This window comes from Kitasatospora sp. NPDC004799 (genome assembly GCF_040609095.1).
GTDB lineage: Bacteria > Actinomycetota > Actinomycetes > Streptomycetales > Streptomycetaceae > Kitasatospora.
The window spans coordinates 1-26,190 of sequence record NZ_JBEXJK010000030.1 but is presented as its reverse complement, the minus strand read 5'-3'; the positions used below and the strand labels follow the sequence as shown (position 1 = coordinate 26,190).

Genomic DNA, 26,190 nt, shown 5'->3' with positions numbered 1-26,190 from the left:
AATGACGCCCATGACCAGCGCCGACCACCTGAGTTCGAGCCTGCCGGTCGGCGACCCGGGCCGAGTCGACGAGCGGTACCGGCCGTTCGAGCACCTCACCACCGACAACTGCGAGCTCTACCGGCAGGTGATGGGAGTCTTCGTCCGCGCCAAGCAGGAGTTCACCGTTCACCTCCGCCCGGAGGACGTCCACCTCGGCCTGGTGCCGGAGGAGCGTCCGTCCCTGGACGCGGTCGCCGTGGCGCTGGGACGACTGGCCAAGTGGGGGAATCTGCGGGCCGATCCGGACACCGGTCGGGTGACCGCGCTGGAGGATTTCTACCGGCCCCGGCACATCTATCAGCTGACGCGCGCCGGAGAGGCTGCGGAGGAAGCTCTGGGTGCCTATGACGAGGCGCTCGGCCGGCGCGGCGAGCTCCAGGCGGTCGCCCTCGGTGACATCGCCCTGCAGTTGCGGGCGCTGTTGGCACTGGCCGGCCGGGCGGAGCCGGATCCGGCTGTGACGCACCTGGCGCTGCTCGCCCTGGTGGACCGTTTCTCGGGGCTGGCCGACAATGCCCGCGCGTTCATGAACTCGCTCCAGCGGACGGTCGATCTGCACGAGGCCGAGGTCGAGGTGTTCCTCGCATACAAGCAGCGGCTGATCGACTACCTGGAGCGGTTCATCGAGGACCTGGTGACCCGGGGTGCGGAGATCGCCGGATTGCTGGAGGACCTCGGCACCCCCTTGGACGGGCGGATCGCGCCGCTGCTGCGCGTGGCCGTCGAGCGCGAGGCCGCGGACGCCGCGCCGGACGTGGTGGCCGAAGCGCTCGCGGCGGCGGAGCGGCGCTGGCTCGGCCGATGGGACGGGCTGCGGGCCTGGTTCCTCAGCGTGCCGGGCCGCAATTCCCAGGCCAAGTTGCTTCGCTCGGCGGCCCGCCAGGCGATTCCCCAACTGCTCGCTGTTGTAAGGGCGTTGAACGAACGCAGGGCGGGCCGATCGGACCGTTCGGCGGACTTCCGTGAACTCGCCCGGTGGTTCGCCGAGGCGCCCGGTGACGACGACCGGCACCGCCTGTGGCGCTCGGCTTTCGGACTCTACTCGGCCAGACACCTCACGATCGATCACGAAGCTCTGGCCGAGCGTGACACCGCTCCCGTGCCGGCTTCTGCGGCCTGGCGTGATGCGCCGGGCGTCCGGATCAGTCCGCAGTTGCGCCGCACCGGCTCGTACGAGCGCCGTGGCCGCCGCGCGTCAGTACAGGACCGTAGTGAGGCCAAGGCGTACCTGGCGGAGCTGGCCAGCAAGCAGGCCGAGCAGACGGCGGCCGTCCGCGCCCTGCTGGCGACCCACGGCGAGGTGCGGCTCAGCGACCTGGACGTGCTCGACCGCGAGGCGTTCCGGCTCTTTCTGCTGCTACTGGGGGACGCGCTGTCGGCCTGGCGTCCGGGTACGGCGTCCGTCTCCGCCACCACCAATGACGGCACGATGGAGATCAGACTGACCAGGATGCCCGGTGGCGGGATCGCCGAGATCAGGACCCTCGACGGCGTGCTGTGGGGCCCGGAGCACCTGGTCGAGATCGTTGACCTGGCACGAGCCGAGCCGGTGGGGGCCGACCATGACTGACGACCGTCTCGGGGACGCCCTCGCCGCACAGCGTGCAGCAGAGGTGCGGCGGGCGGCGCGGGCGCTGCTGCGCCGCCCGCTGCTGCGCGCGGGCGGTTCCCATGCCGACGACTTCCGACTGGTGCGACAACACGCGGCGGAACTGCGCGCCTGGTTCGAGCGGAACACCGGGTGGGCGCTCCTGGTGGACTCCGAGGTGGCCCGGCTGCGCCGCATTCCGGGTCGGGCCGACGATCCGACGCATCCGGCCAGGGACCAGCGCACCGGGCTGCCGTTCTCGCGGCGCCGCTACGTCCTGGTGTGCTTGTGTCTGGCGGTGCTGGAGCGCGCCGAACAGCAGGTCGCGCTGGGACGATTGGCCGAGGAGGTGGTGCTGGCGGCCGCGGATCCGGAGCTCGACGCCGCAGGTGTCCGATTCACCCTCGCGGACCGGGAACAGCGCACCGACCTGGTGGCCGTGATCCGGCTGCTCCTGGAATGGGGCGTGCTGAGCAAAGTCGCGGGCGACGAGGAGGCCTTCCTGAAATCGGCCGGAGACGCCCTGTACGACGTGGACCGCCGAGTGCTCGCCGTCCTGCTGGTCTCCCGGCGCGGCCCGAGCACCGTGCGTGCGCACGGTTTCGAGGAGCGGCTCGCCGAACTCAACGCCGAAGTGCTGCCGGACAGCGACGAGCTGCGCAACCGCTCGCTGAGACACGGCCTGACCCGGCGGCTGTTGGACGACCCCGTGGTGTACCTGGAAGGGTTGACCGACAACGAGAGTGCCTACCTCACCTCGCAGCGCAGCGCGCTGACCAGGCGCATCGGCGAACTCACCAGTCTGGTGGCGGAGGTGAGGGCGGAAGGGTTGGCGATGGTCGACCCGGACGACGACCTGACGGATCTGCGGATGCCGGAGTCGGGCACCGACGGCCACGTGGCGCTGCTCGTGGCCGAGTACCTCGCCGACCGGGGCGGTCCGGTCCTGGTGGCCGACCTGCACCGGCAGGTGGCGGGCTGGGCGGTGCAGCACGCCGGTTTCTGGCGGCGCAGCGCGACCACCCCCGGCGCCGAGGCCGAGCTGGCCGACCAGGCCGTCGAGCGGCTGATCGCGCTCGGGCTGCTGGAACACGCGGTAGGCCCGGACGGCGCCGCTCTGGTACGGCCCAGACCCGCCCTGGACCGCTACCGGGTCGGAGAGGCAGTGCTCCTGGAACCCGGTCAGAGTGCTCCCCGGAAGTACGCGAAGACGACGGCAGGCCGAACGAAGAGCGCGAGGAACCGATGAACACCACTGTCGAGACCCGGCTCCCGTTGCCCGGTCGCTCCCGCTGGCAGCCGCTTCGGGTCGGGTTGGTCGACCTGTTCTACTACGACCAGGAGGAGTTCCACTTCCGTGACGGTCGGTTGCTCCTGCGTGGCAACAACGGCACCGGCAAGTCCAAAGTGCTGGCCCTCACACTGCCTTTCCTGCTGGACGGCGATCTCTCCTCGCACCGGGTCGAGCCGGACGCCGACCCGAAGAAGCGGATGGAGTGGAACCTGCTGCTCGGCGGCGAGCATCCGCACCCCGAGCGGCTCGGTTACACCTGGATCGAGTTCGGCCGTCTGGACCAGGACGGCACCGCGCACTACATCACACTCGGTTGTGGTCTGAAAGCGGTCAGCGGCCGGGGCATCGCCCGCCACTGGTACTTCGTGACCGACCAGCGGATCGGCCCCGGGCTGCGGCTGGTGGACTCGACCGGCGCTGCTGTCGGACGGGAGCGGCTGGCCGAGGCTCTGGACGGACGGGGTCTGCTGTACGACTCGGCGCGGGCGTACCGGCGGGCGGTGGACGAGGCACTGTTCGGCCTGGGCGAGCAGCGGTACGCGGCCCTGGTCGATCTGCTGATCCAGCTGCGCCAGCCCCAGCTCTCCAAGCGGCCCAGCGAGAAGGCGTTGTCCCAGGCCCTGACCGAATCGCTGCCTCCGATGGACCAGGCCGTGGTCGCCGATGTCGCGGAGGCGTTCCGCTCGCTGGACGAGGAGAAGGAACAGCTCGCCGTCATGACGGCCGCCGAGCGTGCCGCGGGTGCCTTCCTCCAGCACTACCGCCGCTACGCCAGGGTTGCGGCCAGGCGGAAGGCCCGGGCCCCCCGTGTGCAGCATTCCCGGTACGAGGCGCTTCGTGTAGAACTCAACACTGCCGAACAGGACTTCGACACGGCCGGAGCCGAGCTCGCCGGAGCCGAGGAGCGGCTGGCGGAGCTGGACCGGCGTCGAACCGGGCTCCGGGCCAGGGACGAAGCCCTGCGGGCCGGCCCGGAGATGCGCAGCGCCCGGGAGTTGGAACAGGCTGCGTCCCTCGCCGAGCGCACGGCGAAGGGCGCCGACCGCGCGGAGCTCGACCGCCAGAGGGCCGAGGGCGAACTGGCGCGGTCCGCCGCCAAGTTGGGTGCGGCGCGATCCCGCGCGGAGGCTGCGGAGCGCTCCCGGGACGGCGCGTTGGAACGTTCGGATGCCGCGGCGGCGGCGGCCGGGCTGGGGCGGGAGCACGCGGACCGGGTCGTCCTTCCGTTGGCGGAGGGCGAGGCGCCCGAGTCGGTACAGAGCGCTGCTGCCGACCTCGCCGATCGCCGTCGGCGCTCGATCGCCCTGGTCGAGGAGCACCTCGCGGCCGCGCAGGACGCCGTTCGGGAGCTGGACCGTGCCCGTCGACGGCTGGAGGAAGCGGATGGCGCCCTGGCCCGCCGGGCCGAACTGAGGACCGAGGCCGAGGAGGGCACGGCTCTGGCGGGCCGGGACTACGTCGCGGCGGTCCGTTCGCACTTCGGCGCCTGCACGCTGCTTCGCCCCGCCGGTGTCGAAGGCGTCCTGGACGAACTCGGCCAGTGGAGCGGGACATTGGCCGGACCCGACCCGTCCCGGGCGGCGGCGCAGCAGGTCGCGTCCTCGGTGGGGGCCGACCTGGCCCGCCGTCGGGCGGTGCTGGATGTCGAGCAGCGGGAGGTGAACGAGCATCGCGACCGGCTTCAGGTCGAGCTGGCCGAGCTGCGGGCGGGTGGGCGGCGAGGGCCGGGGGCGCCGTACACCCGCTCGCCGGCGGCCAGGGACGGTCGCCCCGGCGCGCCGCTGTGGCATCTGGTCGATTTCACAAGCGATCTGACAGCACATCAGGCGGCCGGTCTGGAAGCTGCCTTGGAAGCGTCGGGCCTGCTGGACGCCTGGGTCTCCCCGGACGGCACGCTGGCGGCCGTCGGCACCTGGGACACCCTGGCAACAGCCGCCGCGCCGGTGAGCGGTCCGTCACTCGCCGCCGTGTTGCGCCCCGCCGTGGATCGGGCCGACCTGGCCGCGGCCGCGCTGTCCGACGAACTGGTTTCCGGGCTGCTCGCCGGCATCGGACTGCTGCACCCGGGCGAGGGCGCGCCCGGCCAGGGCAGCTGGATCGGCCTGGACGGGCGCTTCCGTCTCGGTGTGCTGTCCGGGGCCTGGTCCAAGCCTGCGGCCGAGTACCTCGGTGAGGGTGCCCGAGAGCAGGCCAGGCGTGCCCGGATGGCCGCCATTGATGCTGAACTCGTGCTGCTCGACGAGCGGTTGGCCGATGTCTCGGCCCGGTCGAAGCAGCTGGACGCGGACGTTCGCACCCTGGCGGCCGAGCAGGCCGCGCTGCCGGACGACGCCGACCTGCGCAGTGCGCACGCCATCGCGGTGGCCGCGCATCGCGAGCACGCCCGGGCCGCCGAGCACCGGGGAGAGGCCGAACGGGCGGCCGCCGGGGCAGCGGTCGCTGCCGAGCAGTCCACTGCCGAACTGCACGGCCTGGCCGAGGAGCTCGCTCTTCCGACCACAGCCGCCGGCCTGCGGGAGATCCGTGACGGCCTCGGTTCCTACCGCGAGACCCTGGCCGCCCTGTGGCCCGCCGTACGGGAGACCCGCGCCGCCCACACCGCGCTGGCGGCCGAGGAGGCGGATCGCGGCCGCGCCGCCGAACACGCCGCCGAACTGGGCGAGCGCGCGCGGGACGCGGCGCGCGAGGCCGTGACGGCGGGAGAGCGCCACAAGACGCTCGCCGCCACCGTGGGCGCCGCCGTCGCCGAGCTGCAACGCCAACTGGGCGAAGTGAAGTCCGCCTTGCGGGACTGCGAGGACGAGGACCGGGCCACCCGCAAGACGCAGAACGAGGCCACCGGCCGCCGCGCCGCCGCGGACGCCCTGCGCAACCGGGTCCGTACCGAGATCGAGGACACCGGCCGTACCCGTGCCGAGGCGATCGACGCGCTGCGCCGCTTCGCCGCCACCGGTCTGCTGGCCGTCGCCCTACCCGACCTGGCCGCAGAGCACGCCGCCGACTCCTGGGCTCCCGAGCCCGCCGTCCGGCTGGCCCGGGCCCTCGAACGCGAACTGGAGTCCGTCGACGACGGCGACGCGGCATGGGAACGCGTCCAGCGTCGGATCACCGAGGAGCTCAAGGACCTCTCCGACGCCCTCGCCCGTCACGGCCACACCGCGGCGGCCCGGATGCTGGAGGAGGGAATCGTCGTCGACATCGTCTTTCAGGGGCGTGAACGCTCGGTCCCCGAACTGGCTGCCGCCCTGACCACCGAGGTCGCGGACCGGCAGCAGCTGCTCTCGGCCCGGGAGCAGGAGATCCTGGAGAACCACCTGATCACCGAGGTCGCGGGCACCCTCCAGGAACTGGTCAGCGCCGCCGAGCAGCAGGTCCTGCGCATGAACGGGGAGCTCACGGACCGCCCGACCAGTACCGGCATGCTGCTGCGCCTCGTCTGGCGGCTCGCCCGCAATGCTCCCGGAGGACTCGCAGCAGCCCGCGAGCGCCTCCTGCGTCAGTCCTCCGATGCCTGGACCACGGCCGACCGGGCCTCGCTCGGCGAGTTCCTCCAGGCGCAGATCGAGCGGGCTCGCACCGACAACCCGTCCGGAACCTGGCTGGAACACCTCACCACGGCCCTGGACTACCGGTCCTGGCACGAGTTCGGCATCGAACGCCACCAGCACGGCAAGTGGCAGTCCGCGACCGGCCCGGCCTCCGGCGGCGAGCGGGTGCTCTCCGTCTCGCTCCCGCTGTTCGCCGCCGCTTCCTCGCACTACGCCTCGGCCGGGAACCCGCACGCGCCACGTCTGGTCACCCTGGACGAAGCGTTCGCCGGGGTGGACGACGACTCCCGGGCCAAGTCGCTCGGTCTGCTTGCCGCCTTCGACCTCGACGTGGTGATGACCTCCGAACGTGAATGGGGTTGCTACCCGCAGGTGCCGGGCCTGGCGATCGCCCAGCTCTCCCGGGTCGACGAGATCGCCGCTGTCCTGGTCACCCGTTGGGAGTGGGACGGGCGACAGCGCAGGCGCGTGGTCGGCGAGGAGCTGCCGGGTCCGCGGCAGCGGAGCGTGTTCTCGTGAGCACGGACGTTCCCCGGCTTCAACGCCTGATCGGCTCGCCCGAACTCACCTGGCTGCTCGACCGTGCGCGTCGGCGGATGGAGTCGGGCCGGGCGCTCGACGGCACGGTCACCCTCACCGGTGCCACCGAGGCCGAACGGGCCGCCGCGTCCCGGCTCCTGGGTCGTGCGCTCCGGCCGGGCCGGTCGCTGTCGGTGTCACTCGCGGCCGTCGACCAGGTGCTGCGTGCCAGCGGCGCCAGCCCGGACGGCCTGGCCGAGGCGGTTGTCGCGCTCACCGGACCGGTCGTCCCCCGGCAGGAGACAGCCGACCGGTTGGCCCGGGCCTGGGACAGCGCCTTCGCCCCGCTGGCAGCGGTGGTGGCCGCTCGCCCTGAATTCGCCGACTGGTACGCCGCCCTGCACGCCACCGGCCTCGTTCGCCGCCTGGCCCGTTCCCCGGAGGAGGCAGCGCCGCTGCTCGCCGGCCTCGCGGGCCTGCTGCCGCACCTGCCCGTCTCACCGCCGCGCTCACTCGGCGCCTTCGCAGCCGAACACGCCGGTGGTGCCCATGCCCTGGACCACGGGCCGCTGGCGACCCTCACTCTCGACGCCGTCCGGGCTCTGACGGCCACCCCACCCGGCGAGGGTGCCCAGGGGCGGCGCGACACCTGGGCGGCGGGAGGTCTCCTGCTCGACGAGCTCTCCTCGCAGGTCGTCGCACTCAACCTCCCCGGCGACCCCGACACCGCCACGGGCCGGGCCCTGGACGCCCTCGGGGCGGTCGGCCAGCCAGCTGTCCTGACGCTTCGTCAACTCCTCCGCGATGCTCCCGTGCTACCCCAGGGTGGCACGGCGTACGTCTGTGAGAACCCTGCGGTCGTCCTGACCGCCGCCGATCACCTCGGCCCTGGCTGTCCACCGCTGATCTGCCTCCAGGGCCAACCGAGCACCGCGGCCCTGCACCTCCTGAAGCTCTACGCCGAGGCCGGCTGGAACCTGCACTACCACGGCGACTTCGACTGGGGCGGCATCCGGATCGCGACCCGCCTGCTCGACCACGTCCCGTGGACCCCGTGGCGGTACGCGACCGCCGACTACCGCGCGGCTCTCGACGCCCACCCCAGCAGCGCGGCCCTCACCGGAACCCCCACCGAAGCGCGCTGGGACCCGAACCTGTCATCGGAGCTCCTCGCCTCGGGCCGGCGGATCGAGGAGGAGCTGGTCCTGGACGATCTGATCGCGGACCTGGCGGGCCGCATCGTCACGTAGCTGCGTCGGCCGAACCGGCCTCGTTGTACGGGTGCACGTCCGCACGGCTTTCTTCTGGAACAACGACGCATCGGGTAGCCGTAGTTGTCACAATGGACTTGTTCCGAACCGTCCGTCCGAATCGCACCCTTGCATCTGGCGGACATACGAACCACCAAGAACGGACAACGATGGGCACTTCGGGCGGCAGTGCAATTCGAACTGCTGCGGCACCACTGATCCGAGTCGCCGCCGAACTTCTTCCGAGATCTGTCACTGAGGACCCGCTGACGGCAGCCGTGTTCGAGCACGGTGGAGTCAAAGGCCTCTCGTCCGCCGTCGGGACGGAGAACGGCCGGGCATGACCGTACTCCAGTTCGCTGATGAGCGAGTGTGGCGGCCGTACGACGACGATCCTCTGATCACGCGGGAGATGATTTCGGGTCTGGGCGCTTGCGACGCGAGGGCGCGGAACCGGCTCCTGTGCTACCTGGAGGCTTTGGTCGTGCGCCGCTCGGCTCCCGTGCACACGGCTGTGGCGTTCAACGGGGTGTACTTCGGCTACGACATCGCCGCCGGGGGCTACGCCGGTGGGCCCCTGGACATCGGAGACTTCCCCTCGGTCGCCCTCGGCGACGAGGTGAATGCGCTGCCGGTGGGCGCGATGATCAACATTCGGACGGGCGGGGACCTGCTGCCGGCGGAGATTGTCTACAAGGAGGGGGAACACCCGGATCTCGGACCCTACGGAGAGACGCCGGCATGGCTCTCCGGGGCGCCGTACGGCGCGCAGGGACCAGGGCGGCTCGCGGCCGACCTGACGGCGACCCCTGGGCTTCGAGAGCGGTTGGTGTTCGACACGGCGGCGTTCGGACAGGACCCGGCCCCGACGGCGAACCGGCTGCAGCGCCTGCGGAGGCAGGGCAGAACCGACGAGCTCGGGCATCTTGTGGTCGAGTCCCGTTACGCGATGTCGGACGCCGACCTCGGTGACGCCGACTACTACGCGCGCTACCTCGTCACTCATGGTCGGGACCAACTCACCAGCGCACTGGCGCCGGCGCCGCTTCCGTCGCTCATGGCGCCGGGTAGCACCGAAGTGGACCTGCTGGCGGCCGTCAGGGGGCTGATGGACACCGTGCGGGAGTCCCTGGCGTCGCTGGAGGCGGTGCGGGTGTGGGGCGAGTACGTGTTCACCCGCGACTCGATGGCGCGCAGGCTCAGTCGCGGCGGGTCGCTGGGCCGTGACGACCTCGGGCGACTGGCCGAGTCGACGGCGAACCGGGCCCTTCCGAGGAGCGCACGCCGGGCCCGATCCGGCGGGCCGAAGCCGGTGTACACGGCTATCGGCGCGGTGCTGCGAAGCCGAGAGGAGTGGCAGGACCAGATCCGCGGGACCGATTATCCGCTGGCCGTCTGCCACGCGAACTCGGTGCTGAACGACTATGCGCGGCGCGAACGCGACGACGCCACCGATCTGCTGCCGTCGGGAGTGCGACTGACTCTGGACGATCGTTGGCAGGGAGGAGGTGTCTGGCGTGCCGCGTACGAGGGCCTGGCCGACGACACGGCAGCGGCGGACCTTTCGTTGGACGACGCTCTCGGCCGGGGCTGGGTCGAGTCGTTTCCTCGACCGGTATCGGGGCTCTCCTCCGCGTCGGCGTCGGAACCGGACCGAGAGCCGCGTTCGGAGGACAGCGGGGGCGAAGAGCCGGAGTCGTCGACGGAAGCCGCCCCCGATCCGTGGCCCGACGACAGTGACCTGGGGGCGCCGGATGTCCTCTCGGTGAACGACAGCCAGGTCGAATGGGTCCAGCCGCTCCGGCTGGCTCACCTGATGGAGGACTGCCTTCCGCTCCCTCAGCACCTCGCGGAGGAGTTCCGCACTTCCGGTACTTCGGCCGGTCCGGTGCGCTTCGTCCTCCAGCATGCCGGGCAGGAGGTCGCGCCGGCCGCTGCCTGCCAGGACACGAGAGTGAGCGAGAGCGAGACGGGCGTCCGATTGACCGGTGTCGTCTGGCCGTGGGAGTTCTTTCCCGGGATCTGGCTCTCGTTCACCTGGCAGCGTGGAAGTCGGGTGGTTCACGCACGGACGATCCTGTTGCCCCATCCCGTCACCGTCGATGGCGACCACATCGCGCACCGCTACGACCCCAAGGTGCTCACCCGGGACGCGGTGGGTGGCCTGTCGAGGGACACCGGGAAAGCGGAGGACCGGTCCGCCACGCACCTGCTGATGACCGCGGTCCGCCGGCTCGGTCTGCTCGACCGGTTCGGGCGGGCGATGCTCGCACGTGTCGACGTGCCGCCCGCTGTGGAGGAGGTCATGGGTGGCACCACCGTGACTGCCCATCAGATGGAAAACTCCCTGGCCGATCTGCTCGCCGGTGGGCAACTGTCGACCACGCATGGCAGCCGGGGTGCGGATGGCCGGACGTACTACCCGCCCCGGGCGGGCCGGCCGCTCGAGGAACTTGTCTGCTACACGCCGCATCGCGTCGAGTTGCGGGGCGGGCGACCGGGCGTCGGCCCGGCGCCGGGCGGGCCGATCCCTTCGGACCGGCCGATGCAGGAGCACGGCGTGGCCGGGTTCCTCCGCCGCATCGGCCATCTCGGTCACGAGGCGACCGACGAGCAACGCGCGCTCTACCACGCTGATCACCGGAGATTCCGGTTGACCGGCCCGGCCGAACTGCCGGCCGGATACACCTACGTACGTCCGCACAGGCGAAGCCGCTGATTGCGCAGTCTCGCCGTACGTGCGCTCGCACCACCACCCCTGACAGGAGCCTGCATGACCTTGCCCCGTCAACCGCGTGCTGTCCCGGGCACGGAGAGCAACCCGCCGCTCTTCGACATGGATCCTTCGGGATCCGGGGGCGCTTCCACGGACCTGGCCGAGCTCCTTGAGGCGTTTTCCGCGGTCCTCGACGACGTCTGGTCGGGTGAGCCCGGGCCGCTGACGGTCGCGATCTCGCGGCTCACCGAGGCGGACATCGAGCACTCCCTCAACTCCATCCCCGTGCAGGGTCGGCGCAGCCTCCTGAGCGCGCTCAGGATTCCGATCGATGGGGCCAGGGTCAACCGGGCGATGTGTCGTGACGTACTGACGCGCATGCAGCGGAATCCGGACGGACAGCGTGCCCACCATGCCGCTCATCTGTTGACCCAACCGCTCTTCCCCGACGTGGCGTGGGCGGGTTCCAGGCATGTCGCAGGAGTCTCCGAGGACACCACACGGCCGCTCACGCACCGGTGGAGCCCCGCTCTGCTGCGGCTCAGCGTCTGGTCGTCCCTGGACGCGAGCGTCGCGCATGCTCCGCTGTGGTCCTGGGCTTTGCTGCAACCCTGGATCACTGACATGGGGATCCCCTTCGAGGCCCTTCGTGCCGCGGCCCAGCGAATGGTGGAGTCGACCCCGCGAAGGACCTCCGTCCGTGGAGGCGACGACGAGGAGCAAGAGATTCCGGACGCGCCCGAACCCGGCCTCGAGGAGCCGGTGGATTCCGTCGAAACGGTCATTCCAGAGGACGACCCCGCCGCCACCGCGGATGCACCGCAGCTCGATGTCGCACTGCAACGAGTGATCGAGGTGCTCGGGGCGGCTGTCGAGCCGGCTCGGCGGACCATGGCCGCCATCACCGAGCAGTCCCGTCCGGCCGATGCCGATCTGGCGGCGTTGGCCGAGGTGGCCGCGGCGTTCGACGTCGCGGTTCGTGGCCTGCGCGCGCACGGGGCTGTGATCACCACGGTCGACCTGGCGAGCTGCGTCCGGGAGACCGACGCAGTGGTGCGTCGTCTCACCTCGGCGCCACTGCGCGAACGACTCCGCGACGTGGCCCGGTTGTCGTGCCGACCGGGCGGAGTGGCACTCACCCCGGACCTGGAGACCGCCTGCGATCGAGCTGGCGTCCTCATGGGTACCGCTGACTGGGGTGAGTCCGACCGGGAGGATGCCGAGGCGCTCGACGCATTGCTGGCCCTGGTGGAGTCGCACGGAGTCCAGCTGGAGCCGACTGAGATCATCAGCCTGCTCCAGACCGCGTCGAAGAGCCGTGCGCTCGCCTACCTGACCGGCCGCTACCAGGAACTGGTGTTACAGCCGAGCGGTGCGGACGACCCGGTGGGGGACGCGCGGGCGGCTGCCGAGCTGTCGACGTCCGGACATGAGGTACCCCTGTCCGATGTCGAGGCCACCACGGCTGTCGCCGATTCCGTGCGGACCGATGGTGATCCGGTGACGCCTGATGCTCCCCTTGCGGATGACGAGCCGACCGCCCTCGTACCCGATGCCGAGGTGGCGGACGTGGCGGCTCCCGAGCCGCCTCCGGCTGAGCAACTGTCACTGGTACCCGCCGTGCCCGCGTCGGCGAGCACGTCCGCGGATCCGGGCTCGGGCCACACTCCCAGTGTCCCGTCGGCCCGCGGCCACCGACTCGAACCGGCTGAGGGTGCGTCCGACGTGGATTCGGAATCCCGTTCGTCCCTCGCCCGACTCATTGCCGCCCAACGCTACGGCCTGGCCGCCTCATTGGCCGAAAGCCTCGGTGAGCCGAAGAGGCGGATCACAGTCCTTCAACTCGCCGCCTGTGCCGAGGCGGCACGTTCGACGAGCAGCGAGAGTGTTTCGAGGATTCGAACCCTGCTCGCCGGCCCGGACCTCGGCGACCTCGCCGCGAGTCGGCCCGACGCCGCGCTGGCCACCGCCGCGCTCCTGCGGGCCGTGCTCGTCACGGGCGACTCCGAGGCCGGCGCTGAGCTCGGTAGGATCTCCACCGGGCTGCCGCTCAGTCTGGCGCAGGTGGCGGACGAAGTGGCCCAACGTGCGCTGAAGTCGCTTCTGGTGCACTCGCCGCCGCTGGCCCTGGCGCGTGACTCGGCCGAGTTGGAGCGTGCCCTGGAGGACGCTCGGGAGGACTGCAAGCAGGGACTCGACCAGATCCCGAGCGTCCGCTTCCCACGAGGCCAGAAGATCGTCCGCCATTGGTGGGACCCGGAGAAGGGCCTGATCGGGTCCTTGTTGCGACAGGCCGTCGAGGACGACCGTGGCGGCCTCGATGCCCTGTCGCGGAAGGTGAACGAGCTCCGGGAGCCGGCGGTCATCCAGGACACGCTGGAACGCGCGGACCGAGAGTTCATGTCGCCGAGTACCCGCAGCCGCCTGGAGGGGCCGACGAAGCAGGACATTCTGCGGCACACGGCCGACCGGCTGGCCGTGGTCGACAGGTGGTGCCGCCTGGCTCAGGCGCTCGGTGCCCGTGATCGGGACTGGAGCGCCGACCAGGTCCAGGAAATGCGCCTCGTCGTTCTCGGCCTCCGGGACGACGTCCTGAGGGAGGTGCGCGAGCAAGCCGTGACCGTGGACTCCGTCGCCGTCGCCACCCTGGAGGCGACGGTGGCGCTGCTCTCCCGGACGTTCGACCTGTTGGCCGGTGACGCCCGGCTCGACGGCACCGAGCTCACCGCGGAGCTGGCCCTTTACGCGGAGCTCCTCAAGGTGCCCGGAGCCGTGGTGGACCCGACCACGGGCACGGTTCGCTACGCGGAAACGCCTGCCGCCGAGCTCGCCAGTGCCGGCGAACTCTCCTGGGAGGAGGCGGTGCGCGCCCAGGTGAAGGACGAGCACTTTGCCACCGCGCGAACACTCCTTGACCTCTGGACGAGGCGACAGCTTCCCGGTCTCGGCGGGCAGAGCCCGCCGTCGGAGGAATTGTCGGGCCTCGTCTCGGAGACCGGCAGGAGGGTCGCGCAGGAACTGCGTGAGCTCCGTCAGGGTCTTGAGGAATCCCTTCGGCGTGCTCGGGTGGACGGGGCCCTGACGGAGGACGGCGAGCGTGTGCTCGAACGCCGGATCCAGGACGCCGTGCCGGATCCGGACTGCGACCTCGCAAGTGTCAGGCGGGAGCTCGAGGCCCTCTCCGGCGAGCTCAACCGGGCGCGTGCCAGTCACACCGCCGCGCTGCGCACCCGGCTCCACGCGATCGACGGACTGCGTCCGGACGACCAGGACCGTGTGGAGCAGCTGATCGACAGCGGTGACCTGCTCACCGCCGATGAGCTCATCTCGCACCTGGTGAACGGGGAGAGCATCCCCGACACACGCACGACGGACCGGAGTCTGGCGGCCTTCTTCCCCGGGGTGCCGACCGAGCTGGCGTCGACGGGTATCTCCCGGGGGCTGATCGAGGCCGTACGCCAGCGGAAGCGATTCCTGGAGCTGGAGGCACTCGACTACTCGGGACTGTCACCCGAGATCGCGGAGCAGACCGCTCAGGCGCTCGACGGGTGGGCCGACCTGGCGGGCCGCAAGGGCAGCGCGCGTACACAGGGCGTCCGTGAGAGCGAGCTGCTGATGCCGGCTCTCCGACTGATCGGCTACAGCAGCAAGAAGGGGCCGCAGCGCGTCGAACAGCCGCGCTCCGGCAGTTACCGCTTCCTCGACGTCCCCTCGGTCGACTACACCGGGTCGGCACTGGTGCCCGACTTCGGCTCGGGCCTACGGGGCAGCCTCCGCGTCATGCTGGTGTGGGACCGACCCTCGGCCGAGACGCTGATGTCCTGGATCCAACAGGATCCCAATGACGACAGCCTGCTCGTCGCCTACTTCGGCACTCTCTCGGTGCGTGACCGTACCGCGCTCGCGACTCAGGGGGCCCAGAGGAGGCGGGCGATCGTGGTGTTGGACGATGCCGCGCTGGCCCATCTCGCGGCCTGCGGCAACCAGCGTCTCGACTCCGCCATGCGGGTCCTGCTGCCGTTCTCCGCGGTCAACCCGTATGTCATGGGCAAACGGGCCCCCGTCTCCGAGGAGATGTTCTTCGGCCGCCGAGAGGAGCTGGCCTCCGTTCAGCATCCCAAGGGTGACCAGGTGGTGTTCGGCGGCCGGGGTCTCGGCAAGTCGGCACTGCTGAAAGCGGCCGGGCGCAAGTACCAGGCCCAGATCCCCAACTCGCGACTCAGCCTGTTGCTCTCGCTCGACTCGACATTTACGGGGACCAACGCGCCGTCCTCCATGGTGTGGGACCGGATCGGTCGGCAGCTGGTCGAACGAGACGCGCTGATTCTGACGCGCAAGGTCAAGCCGGATGCGGTGCTGAGCTACCAGCAGGTATTGACGGGGATGAAGGCGTGGCTCCACGAGGACTCCAAGCGGGGGCTGCTGATCATGCTCGATGAGGCCGACGGCTTCTTCGAATCCGACTCCCCCCAGTTCACGGAGACCCGGCGCCTGCGCGACTTGGGCGAGGGCGTGGACGACCGGGTCAAGGTCGTGTTCGCAGGCCTGCACTCGGTGCAGCGGTTCGCGAAGGTCGCGGTCAACAGCCCGTTCAGCCACCTCGCGCAGAGTCCCAGGGTGATCGGTCCCCTCCGGCCGCAGGATGCCGTGAGTCTGCTCATCGAGCCGCTCGGGGTACTCGGCTACGAGTTCGAGGACCCCGCGCTGGTGCACCGCATCCTTGGGCACTGCTCGTACCAGCCGTTCCTGCTCCAGATGTTCGGGCACCGACTGGTCCAGGGCATGCACTCCAAGCGGACCGGTGTGGAGTCCGGACCGCCCTACGTCATCACCAGGGCAGACGTGGAGGAGGTCCAGTCGGACCGAGCCCTCAGGGCCAGCATCACCGAAGCATTCCACGACACGTTGCGGCTGGACTCCCGCTACAACGTGATCGCGAACGTCGTCGCCCACCACGCCCACCACTACGGGTTGGACGCGGCGCTGAACCACGCCGGGCTGAGGGACGAATGCACGTACTGGTGGCCCGAGGGCTTCGAGAACCTCGACACGGACCAGTTCCGGGCCTACCTCTCGGAGATGGAGGGACTCGGTGTGCTGGCGCCGGATCCCGATCACCGCGGCTGGCACCTGCGCAGCGCCAACGCGTTGAGCAGGATCGGCAACCTGGAGATGGTGGAGGCCGAGCTGCAGCAGGCGTCGCGCCGGAAGGTGGCGGAGCACTTCAGTCAGTTCGAGGCGCGCCACCTGTCACGTGACGGCTACTCGTACTCGCCGCTCACCACGAATCAGATCGCCGACGTGCTTCCCGGCATGGGCAACCAGGCCCGACTGGTGCTCGGGAGCGTCGCCACCGGTATCGATCGGGTGAGTGGCGCGCTGCGGGAGGTGGCCGAGACCACGGGGTGGGAGGTTCCCCAGGTGTCCAAGTGGTCCGATTACGAGCGCGAGCTCGTCCTGGGCCAGCCCGGCAAGGAACGGGTCGTCGTGTCGGACCTCACGGTGAAGGGCCCCAACGACGGGAGGTGTCTGGCCACTCTGGAGAACGCCGTCCGACGCGTCCCGACCGCGTCCGGCGTCACGCGCTCCGCAGTCGTCATTGCCGGGCCCGACCAGCAGGTCGTCTGGAAGGCCGCCCTCGGCGACGGTCGGGAGCACGGGGTCGAGATCGATGTGATCCCACTGCGCAGGTGCACGACCGACTGGCTGCGCGCCTGGGCCCAGGAGAAGGAGGTGTTCAGCTCCGAATCACAGCTGGAGCGGCTCGGGGAGAGCACCGGTGGTTGGCCCGTCCTGGTGCACCGGCTGTCCGCCGCGCTCGACGAGGGGCGCAACGGGGAGCGGGCGCTGAGCCAGGTGGTAGCGGAGCTGGAGGAGAGCCAGGGCTCGAAGGGCTTCCTGACGGACGCCGGACTGATCCCCGGCACGCCGCAGTGGGTCGCGTACCGTGCCGTCCTGGAGCTCATGACGCCGGACGGCATGGCTCTCGACGATCTGCACGTGGCGATCGGCGCCGGTATGGAGGACGACTCGGTGAGCGTGGCCTATGCGCTTGCCGTGCTGCGTACGCTCCAGGTCTTCGACGTCGAAGCGGACGGCCGGCACCACCTCGAACCGGTCCTGAAGGCGTGCTGGGAACGGGTCCACGGCGACTGACCGATGCCCCGCGGGTCGCCGCACACACCGTGCGGCGACCCGCGCTCCTCGCGGAGGACCTGCGGGCGGCCGGCGTGTCACCGGGCGGGCGACCGCGTGGGGATGACCGGGTCGAGGAAGGCGCTGGGTGCGCCGTGCCAGGAGACGAGGAGGGCCTCCCGTGCGCGTGTGCAGGCCACGAAGAGCAGGCTCAGCTCGCTGCTCAGGTCCTCGCGGTGCTGCAGAGGGTCCGTCTCCTCCGGGGTGATCGCGCCGGGCAGGGGCAGCAGGCCGTCGCTCACGCCCGCCACGGCGACGCAGCGGAACTCCAGTCCCTTCATCCGGTGCATGGTTCCGACCCGGACGCCGGGGGCCGTCGCGTCGCCGAGTACGTGGGCGGGCATCCCGTTCCGCTCCAGGGCCTGGGCGATGTCGCGGCCGAGTCGGACGGTCCGCACGGCGACGCCGATGTCCTCCGGGCTCACGCCCGAGGCGGTCCAGTCCTTGACGCGGGCGACGAGGGCTCGGATCTCCTCGGCCTTGTCGACGTGTCCGTGGGCCTCGGGGTGCGCGCCGTGCAGGGTCGAGTGGTAGCCGGCCAGCGAGTCCTCCCCGCCGTCCATGTCGTCCGGGCGTTCGCCGGTGAGCAGGGACGCGGACCAGCTGAGGATCTCCTGCGTGGTCCGGTAGTTGACCCGCAGGCGGGAGGAACGACCGACCACCTGGATGCCGAGCGAGCGCAGCGAGACCTTGTTCCCGTAGATCCGCTGGTGCGGATCGCCGGCGAGGAACAGGTCGTCCGGCCCGGGGGCCACGAGCGCGCGCAGGAACCGCCACTGGACGGGGTGCAGGTCCTGCGCCTCGTCGATCACCACGTGCCGGAACGGGCGGTCGTCCGCTTCGTCGAGCGCCCGCGCGGCCCGCGCGCAGACCTGGAGGAACGTTAACTCCCCGGCCCGGCGCAGTTCTTCCTCGAATGCGGCCACCACGCGCCACAGCCGGGCCCGCTCCGCCGTCCCGATGGCCCGGCCCCGGCCGGTACGCGGCGCCCGCAGGTACTGTTCGGCGCTCTCGATCGACTGGGCCAGGACGACCTGCCGCCACTCCTGGTCGAGGAACAGATCGGTGAACCCGGCGTCGATCCGACGGGCGACCCGGCCCCAGCGGGCGAGGATCGCGTGCTGCTGGAAGAGGACCTTCGACGGGGCGCCGCCGCCGGAGCGTCGCAGGACCTCGGCGGCCAGCGCGTCGACGGTGACCACCCGGACCTTCGCCCGGATCCGCCGGTCCGTCACGAGCAGGGCGAGGCAGCGCTCCAGCTCCGCGGCGAGGTCCTCGGAGGCGGTGGTCAGCAGAATCGATCCGTCAGGCGCGTCCGCCGGCAGCCGGCGGGCCAGGTGGGAGGCCCGGTGCAGGGCCACCACCGTCTTTCCGGTCCCGGGGCCGCCGGTGACCCGGGCCGGTCCGTTGTACGACTCCCGGTAGGCGACCCGGTACTGGGCGGGGTGCAGGAAGATCCGCCAGGCGTCGAAGGGGCGTTCCAGGATCTCCAGCAGTTCGTCGGGCCCGGACACCAGGGCGACCCGACCACGCGCCCGGGCCATGGCCGAGACCAGGCCGTCGGCCGGTTGCTCGACGCTCGTCGGGGCGGCCGCCCGGACGTAGGCCCGGACGATCTCGCGGTCGATCTCGGCCGGTTCCATCCCGCTCGCGAGGCCGACCAGGACGTCGAACTGCTGCTCCGGCAGCACGCGGTGGAGCGCCTCCAGATGGGCCTCGTCGGGGAGCAGCCGGATGATCGGCAGGATCTCCTCCTCGATGCCCAGGCTGCGCAGGACCTTGTCGGAGCGGTCGGCGAAGAGCCTCCGGGGTTCGTCGGCGGCCAGCGCCTTCAGTGACCGGGAGGCGCGCTCCAGCGCGACGTCGTTGCGGATCTCGACGCCCTGGGTGGCGGCGTTGACCGAGGCCCGGTGCTTGGCGGCCCAGTCGTTGGCCTTGTCGTGCGGGAGGACCTTCAGCAGCAGGTAACCGTCGCCCCGGTCGGCCTTGAGGACGACCCCGCGCCAGAAGTCGGTGATCCGAATGGTCCGGATCCGGGGGTCCCGCTGGTGGGTGAGCTTCTCCAGGTGCACGCCGGCGTGGGTGGCCCCGGTGAACTTCTCGAAGGTCTCGAAGACCCGCCGCTGCACCGGCTTCTCCAGCGCCGCGAACTCCATCAGGAAGTCCCGGTGCATGCCCAGCGTCGCCACCCCGGCCCCCTCGCGCCCGCGGCCCGTCCGCGCGGCCGGGCAGTGCGTTTCACTGTACTGGCCCGGATGATCACTCGAGGCCCGGGCGGTGGGCGGCGGCTGTGTGTTCCGGACCACCGGCGGCCCGTTCTGTGACCCTGGGGAGGGGCGGGGAGGGACCGGCGGTCGGGGCGCGGGTGGGCGAAGCTACCATGTGGGCAACACCCTCAGCTCGAAAGATGGACTTGTGACTGTCAACGACGACGTGTTCACGGACTGGAAGAACCGCGAGGAGATCGCGGAGTCGATGATCCCGATCATCGGGCGGCTGCACCGGGAGCGGGACGTCACCGTCCTGTGCCACAGCCGTTCCCTGGTGAACAAGTCGGTGGTCAGCATCCTCAAGACGCACCGCTTCGCCCGGCAGATAGCCGGCGAGGAGCTCTCGGTCACCGAGACGATGCCGTTCCTGGAGGCCCTGACCGCCCTCGACCTCGGCCCCTCGCAGATCGACCTCGGCATGCTCGCCGCGACGTACAAGGCGGACGACCGCGGCCTGTCGGTGGCGGAGTTCACCGCCCAGGCCGTCGTCGGCGCCACCGGTGAGAACAAGCTGGAGCGCCGGTCCGGGCAGGACGTCGTGCTGTACGGGTTCGGCCGGATCGGCCGGCTGGTCGCCCGGCTGCTGGTCGAGAAGGCCTCGGCCAACGGCCTGCGGCTGAAGGCCATCGTCGTGCGCAACAGCGGCGGCGACGACCTGGTCAAGCGCGCCTCGCTGCTGCGCCGTGACTCCATCCACGGCCAGTTCCAGGGCACGATCACCGTCGACGAGGCGAACAACAAGATCATCGCCAACGGCAACGAGATCACGGTGATCTACTCCGACGACCCGACCAAGGTCGACTACACGGAGTACGGGATCAAGGACGCGATCCTGATCGACAACACCGGCCGCTGGCGCGACCGCGAGGGCCTGTCGAAGCACCTGCGTCCCGGTATCGCCAAGGTCGTGCTGACCGCCCCGGGCAAGGGCGACGTCCCGAACATCGTGCACGGCGTGAACCACGACACGATCAAGCCGGACGAGCAGATCCTGTCCTGCGCCTCCTGCACCACCAACGCCATCGTCCCGCCGCTGAAGGCGATGGAGGACGAGTACGGCGTGCTCCGCGGCCACGTGGAGACCGTCCACTCGTTCACCAACGACCAGAACCTGCTGGACAACTACCACAAGGCCGACCGTCGCGGCCGCTCGGCGCCGCTGAACATGGTGATCACCGAGACCGGTGCCGCCTCGGCCGTCGCCAAGGCCCTGCCGGACCTCGAGGCGAAGATCACCGGCAGCTCGATCCGCGTCCCGGTGCCGGACGTCTCCATCGCGATCCTCAACCTCCAGCTGAAGCGGGAGACCAACCGCGAGGACGTCCTGGAGTACCTGCGGAACGTCTCGCTGACCTCGCCGCTGAAGCGCCAGATCGACTTCATCGACTCGCCCGACGCCGTCTCCAGCGACTTCATCGGCTCGCGCCACGCCTCGATCGTGGACGCCGGCGCGACCAAGGTCGACGGCGACAACGCGATCCTCTACCTGTGGTACGACAACGAGTTCGGCTACTCGTGCCAGGTGATCCGGGTCGTCCAGTACATCTCGGGCGTCGAGTACCCGACCTTCCCGGTCCCGGCGGTCTGATCCACAGCGGTCGGATCCACCGGTAGGGCAGGACGATCGAGCAGTACGGCGGGGCGGTGACCGGGGCGGTCACCGCCCCGCCGGTGTTCGGGGGCGGGGCGGTCGCTATCTTGAGGGCTCACTGACAGGACTGGGGAGGCGACGGGGATGGGTGGTCGGCGGGTGCTCGCCGCGGTGGCGGCGGCCGGGGTGCTGACGGGCGTGCTGGCCGGGTGCTCCTCCGGGGGGTCGAAGAGCGCCGAGGGGGCGAAGGCCTCGTCCGCGTCGGGGTCGGCGGCGGCTGTGACGGGGGCGGCCACGGCGCCGGCGGCGGCTTCCGTGTCGGCACCGGCTCCGGCGGCCGCCGGGGCGACCGCGCCCGGTACGGCTGCGCCCGCCGCCTCCGCGCCGGCGTCCGCGCCGGCCCCGGCCGCCCCCGAGGCGCCGCGCGGGGACCTGGAGGCGGCGCTGCTGGACGACAAGGTGGTCGCGCAGGTGCTGCCGGACGCCAGGGCGATGGCCGGGTGGGAGGAGGAGAAGCGCCGGGTCGACACCGCCGACCACAAGGTCACCTGCACCGGCGCCGCCGCGGCCTCCTGCGCCGGCAAGCCGCTCAGCGGCTCGGTCCGGTTCTCCTCGGGGGACGTGGTGGTCCGCTTCCTGGTGGACACCCTGCCCAGCCGGGACGCGGCGGCGCAGCGGCTGAAGGAGAGCTACGCCTCGTACGCCGCGGGGCCGTTCAAGAAGGTCGACATCCCGGCGCTGGGCAGCGAGAGCCAGGCCTTCCAGGGGCCGCTGGCCGAGGGCGAGGGCGTCGGGATCGTGGTGCGCTCGGGCACCGTGGTGGCGAGCGTGACCAGCGAGGGCGGACCGGTGGACGTGCCGGCGACCCGGAGGTTCGCGGTGATGCTGGTCCAGCGGATCGAGCAGGCACAGGCGGGGAAGGCGCCGGACGCGGGGCTCGGCGTGGGCTGAGACCACCCCCTCCCGCACGGGCGGGGCGCTGGGCTGGGCAAACGGATGTCAGTCGGCCGTGATATCTACCTATCCCATGGCCACAGTGCGGCCATGCGAAAGATGCCGATGACGTTCGAGGGGGCCAGACACATGCCGCTGTTCCGACGCCGCTCCGGCGGGGAGGGCGCGCAGGACCGGGCCGGGCGGCGCGGGTTCGGGTTCGGCTTCGGCCGGCGGGGCACCGGATCGCCCGCCGCGGCCGGTGCCGCCGAGCCGCGGCTCGACCCGGCGTACGGGGACGAGTCGGTGCGCCTGGCGCTCCGACAGGCCGCCGACGGGGACTGGGCCGCGCTGCGCCCGACGCTGGCCGCCGCTGCCGGGGGCGAGGACCTGTCCTTCCTGGTCGGGGCGATATCCGAGGTGCCCCGGGTCGAGCAGTGGACGGCCCGGGCGCTGGCCGACACCCCGGACGACACGCTGCTGCTGGTGCTGTCCGGCGCCCGGCACGTCGTCTGGGGCTGGGAGGCCCGGACGGGCGCCCGGGCCAAGGACGTCACCGAGGAGCGGTGGAAGGTCTTCCACGAGCGGCTGGACGTCGCCGAGGAGCAGCTGCTGGAGGTCGCCGAGCGCGAGCCGTCCTGGCACGCCCCCTGGGGATTCCTCCAGCGGAGCTCCATGGGCGCCTCGCTCGGCCCGGACGTCGCCACCTGCCGCTTCGAGGCCGCGGTGCGCCGGTCGCCCGGGAATGCCGGCTCGCACCGGGTCCGGTTGCAGCAGCTGAGCGCCAAGTGGGGCGGTTCGCACGAGGAGATGCACGCGTTCGCCCGCTCCACGATGCTCGCCGCCCCCGAGGGCAGCCACCTCGGCGAGCTGGTGGCACTCGCGCACCTGGAGCACTGGCTGGCCCTCCCGGACGGCGAGGACCGCGCCTACCTGACCAGTCCCGCCGTGGTGTCCGGGTTGCAGGAGGCGGCCTTCCGCTCCGTCCTGCACCCCGACTTCACGCCGGTGCGCGGCTGGCAGGCGAGCTTCAACGCCTTCGCCATGGCGTTCTCCCTCGCCGACCAGCCCAAGACCGCGCGCCTGCTGTTCGAGGCGCTGGACGGCTGCGTGACCAGAGCCCCCTGGAACTACCTGGCGGGCGATCCGGTCAAGGCCTTCCGCTCCCACCGCGACCGCTGCGCCGCCCCCTGGCGCTGAGCCGTACCGGTACGGCTTCACCGTCTTCGTCCACCCCACCACCGTCATCCGCCCCGCGATCGAAAGAGCCTCCGGTGTCCCCTACCGACAACCCGACGAGTGCGCACACCTTCCAGGTGGACCTGCGCGGCCTGGTGGACCTGCTCTCCCACCACCTCTACTCCAGCCCGCGCGTCTACCTGCGCGAGCTGCTGCAGAACGCGGTGGACGCGATCTCCGCCCGCCGCGCCCTCGACCCCGGGGCGCCGGGCACGATCACCGTCCGCGCGGACGACGAGCTGTCCGTCACCGACACCGGCATCGGCCTGACCGAGAAGGACGTCCACACCTTCCTCGCCACCATCGGCCGCAGCTCCAAGCGCGACGCCGAGGGCCGGCTCGACGGCGCCGGGCTGGCCCAGGCCCGCGGCGACTTCATCGGCCAGTTCGGCATCGGCCTGCTCGCCTGCTTCGTGGTCGCCGACGAGATCACCGTGGTCACCCGCTCCGCCGCCACCCCGGACGCCCCGGTGATCGAGTGGCGCGGCAGCTCCGACGGCAGCTACACCATCCGCACCCTGCCCGCCTCGGCCAGGCCCGAGCCGGGCACCACCGTCACGCTGGCCCCGCGCGCCGACGCCGCCGAGTGGACCCGCCCCGGCCGGGTCCTCACCCTCGCCCGGGACTTCGGCAGCCTGCTGCGCCACGACGTCACCGTGATCGACGCGAGCGGCACCGAGCACCGGGTCAACCGCACCCCGCCCTGGGCCGAGCGCCACGCCTCCCCACTGGCCAGGCGCGACGCGCTCACCGAGTACTGCCGCGCCGCCTTCGACTTCACCCCGCTCGACACCATCGAGCTGGACCTGCCGCTGGTCGGCCTGCGCGGCGTCGCGTACGTCCTGCCGGACGCCGCCCCGCCCTCGCGCCGCAACGGCCACCGGGTGCACCTCAAGGGCATGCTGCTCTCCGACCAGGCCCCCGAACTGCTGCCGGACTGGGCCTTCTTCGTCCGCTGCGTGGTCGACACCGACGGGCTGCGCCCCACCGCCTCCCGCGAGGGCCTGTACGCCGACGAGACGCTGGCCGCCGTCCGGGACGCGCTCGGCGCCCGGATCCGCGACTGGCTCACCGGCCTGTCCGCGAGCGACCCGGCGCTGCTGCACCGCTTCCTGTCCGTCCACCACCTGGCCGTCAAGGAACTCGCCCGCTACGACGACGAGTTGCTGCGGATGATGCTGCCCTGGCTGCCGTTCGAGACCACCGACGGCAACGTCACCCTGGACGAGTTCGCCCGCAGCCACCCGGTGGTGCTGGTGACCCGGACGGTCGAGGAGTTCCGCCAGGTCGCCCCGATCGCCGGCGCGGCCGGGCTCGGCGTGGTCAACGGCGGCTACACCTACGACCACGACCTGGTGCACCGGCTGCCCGAGATCCGCCCCGGCGTCTCGGTCTCCGACCTCGACCCGGGCACCGTCACCGCGCACCTGGACACCGTCGACCCGGCCGCCGAACTGGCCGCCAACGCCTTCCTGGCGATCGCCCGCGAGGTGGTCGGCCGGTTCGACTGCGACGTCGCGCTGCGCAGCTTCCACCCGGCCAACGCGCCCGCCCTGCTGCTCGACAACCGGGAGGCCCGGCACGAGCGCACCCGGGCCCAACTCGCCGACGAGGCCGACGGGTTGTGGGCCGACATCCTCGGCTCGCTGCGCGCCGAGGTGCCCCGCGCCCAGCTGGTGCTCAACCACCTCAACCCGCTGGTGCGGCGCGCCGCCACCGTCACCAGCCGCGAGCTGGCCGTCACCGCCGTCGAGGCGCTGTACGGGCAGGCCGTGCTGATGACCCGCCGCCCGCTCAAGGCCAGCGAGTCCGCGCTGCTCAACCGCTCCTTCATCAGCCTGCTCGACCACGCGATGCTCGGCCACGAGGCGGCGGGCGGCCCGGGTCACGACGCTCCGAAGGAGGCGTGATGCTGGACACCCCCGACGCGGTGATGGCCGCGCTGCGCGACAACGACGCCCGCCCGTACGGCCGGACCAGGACCGTCACCGCCGAGGAACTTGTCGACGCCGCCGAGCAGTTCGACGACACCGGGATCCGCTCGATGGCCCTGCTGGAGCTGATGGAGGCCTACGAGTACGACGGCGAGCGCAGCAAGAGCCCGGTCGTCTTCGCCCGCGTCCTCAAGCTCTGGGACACCGACCCGGACGGCTTCGGCGAGTGGGCCCGGCACCAGGTGTACTGGCGCTTCAAGTGGGTGGCCACCGCGCTCCTGGACACCCCGGACGTCCCGCTGGCCGCGATCCGGCGCTGGCACACCGAGCTGCGCGACCGCTACCGCGCGGCCGGCCACGACCTCCAGCCGTACTACGCCCAGCGCTACCACCTGGCCGCGCAGACCGGCGTCGACGTGCAGGACGCCTACGAGCTGTGGGCGGCCCGCCCGCGCTCCGAGCTGAGCGACTGCCACGCCTGCGAGACCCGCGCCCGCGCCGAGCACTTCCTCGCCGCCGGGGACGACGCCCGGGCGCTGGAGGTGCTCGCCCCGGTGCTGGACGGCCGCAGCGGCTGCGAGCAGGAGCCCTACCTCAGCCAGGCCACCGCGCTGCTCGCGCAGCTGCGCCAGGGCCGGCTGGACGAGGCCCGCTCCGGCCACCTGGCCGGCTACCGCTACGCCCGCGGCAAGGCCGCGATGCTGGACGCGGTCGGGCTGCACATCGAGTTCTGCGCGCTCTCCGGCAACGAGCCGCGCGGCCTGGAGCTGCTCGCCGAGAACCGCGGCCTGTTCGCGGTCACCGGCGAACCCGCGTCCCGGCTGGGATTCCTGACCGGAGTCGAGGTGCTGGTCGCCCGGCTCGCCCGGGCCGGCCACGGCGAACTCGCGGTCAGCGGCCCGGCCGGCACCGCCTGGACGGTGGACTCCCTGCTCGCCCACGTGCGCACCGAGGCCGACGCGCTGGCCGCCCGCTTCGACGCCCGCAACGGCACCGACGCGGTCGGCGCCGCGCGGCGCGCCCGGCTGGCCGTCGAGCCGCCGCTCGCCGAGCCGCTGGCGCTGGGCGTGC

The 26,190-nt window shown here is 71.7% G+C and carries 11 protein-coding genes and 1 pseudogene; 11 read left to right on the top strand and 1 reads right to left on the bottom strand.

Features of this window, described 5'->3' with window-relative positions; all coding sequences use genetic code 11:
- The first annotated feature begins 10 nt into the window (after positions 1 to 10).
- From ABZW03_RS06770 to ABZW03_RS06745, 6 genes are all read left to right on the top strand, one after another.
- Entirely contained in the window at positions 11 to 1,612 is a 1,602-nt protein-coding gene (locus ABZW03_RS06770) for a TIGR02677 family protein (RefSeq protein WP_355253304.1), read from the top strand.
- Complete coding sequence (locus tag ABZW03_RS06765) at positions 1,605 to 2,879, top strand: TIGR02678 family protein (RefSeq protein ID WP_355253302.1); 1,275 nt, start codon at positions 1,605 to 1,607, stop codon at positions 2,877 to 2,879. Before ABZW03_RS06770 ends, ABZW03_RS06765 begins: the two co-directional genes overlap by 8 nt.
- Complete coding sequence (locus tag ABZW03_RS06760) at positions 2,876 to 6,991, top strand: TIGR02680 family protein (protein ID WP_355253300.1); 4,116 nt, start codon at positions 2,876 to 2,878, stop codon at positions 6,989 to 6,991. Before ABZW03_RS06765 ends, ABZW03_RS06760 begins: the two co-directional genes overlap by 4 nt.
- Positions 6,988 to 8,241 carry a TIGR02679 family protein gene (locus ABZW03_RS06755; RefSeq protein ID WP_355253298.1) on the top strand — a complete coding sequence of 418 codons (1,254 nt, stop codon included), beginning with the start codon at positions 6,988 to 6,990 and terminating at the stop codon, positions 8,239 to 8,241. Before ABZW03_RS06760 ends, ABZW03_RS06755 begins: the two co-directional genes overlap by 4 nt.
- A gap of 340 nt (positions 8,242 to 8,581) precedes the next feature.
- Positions 8,582 to 10,960 (top strand): hypothetical protein, encoded by a 2,379-nt coding sequence (locus ABZW03_RS06750; RefSeq protein WP_355253296.1) that lies wholly within the window; start codon positions 8,582 to 8,584, stop codon positions 10,958 to 10,960.
- Positions 10,961 to 11,014: 54 nt separating this feature from the next.
- The gene (locus ABZW03_RS06745) at positions 11,015 to 17,113 is read left to right on the top strand and encodes a hypothetical protein (protein WP_355253294.1); all 6,099 of its coding nucleotides are present in this window, start codon (positions 11,015 to 11,017) and stop codon (positions 17,111 to 17,113) included.
- A gap of 77 nt (positions 17,114 to 17,190) precedes the next feature.
- Here ABZW03_RS06745 and ABZW03_RS06740 read toward each other — a convergent pair whose 3' ends face one another.
- A complete protein-coding gene (locus ABZW03_RS06740) occupies positions 17,191 to 19,326 on the bottom strand; it encodes a DEAD/DEAH box helicase (protein ID WP_355253322.1) in 2,136 nt (711 codons plus the stop codon).
- Positions 19,327 to 19,567: 241 nt separating this feature from the next.
- Between ABZW03_RS06740 and ABZW03_RS06735 the strand changes: the two genes are divergently transcribed.
- The 5 genes and pseudogenes from ABZW03_RS06735 to ABZW03_RS06715 all read left to right on the top strand — a co-directional run.
- Positions 19,568 to 21,010, top strand: a complete 1,443-nt coding sequence (locus ABZW03_RS06735) for a glyceraldehyde-3-phosphate dehydrogenase (RefSeq protein WP_355253292.1) — start codon at positions 19,568 to 19,570, stop codon at positions 21,008 to 21,010.
- A 147-nt stretch (positions 21,011 to 21,157) separates the two neighbouring features.
- On the top strand, positions 21,158 to 21,964 hold the full coding sequence (locus tag ABZW03_RS06730) for a hypothetical protein (RefSeq protein ID WP_355253289.1): 807 nt from the start codon (positions 21,158 to 21,160) through the stop codon (positions 21,962 to 21,964).
- A 93-nt stretch (positions 21,965 to 22,057) separates the two neighbouring features.
- Positions 22,058 to 23,146: a hypothetical protein gene (locus ABZW03_RS06725; protein WP_355253286.1), complete on the top strand. Its 1,089-nt coding sequence runs from the start codon at positions 22,058 to 22,060 to the stop codon at positions 23,144 to 23,146.
- Positions 23,147 to 23,220: 74 nt separating this feature from the next.
- A complete protein-coding gene (locus ABZW03_RS06720; protein WP_355253283.1) occupies positions 23,221 to 25,095 on the top strand; it encodes an HSP90 family protein in 1,875 nt (624 codons plus the stop codon).
- Positions 25,095 to 26,190: pseudogene (locus tag ABZW03_RS06715) on the top strand (hypothetical protein); the annotation flags it as partial. The gene ABZW03_RS06720 and the pseudogene ABZW03_RS06715, both read left to right, overlap by 1 nt.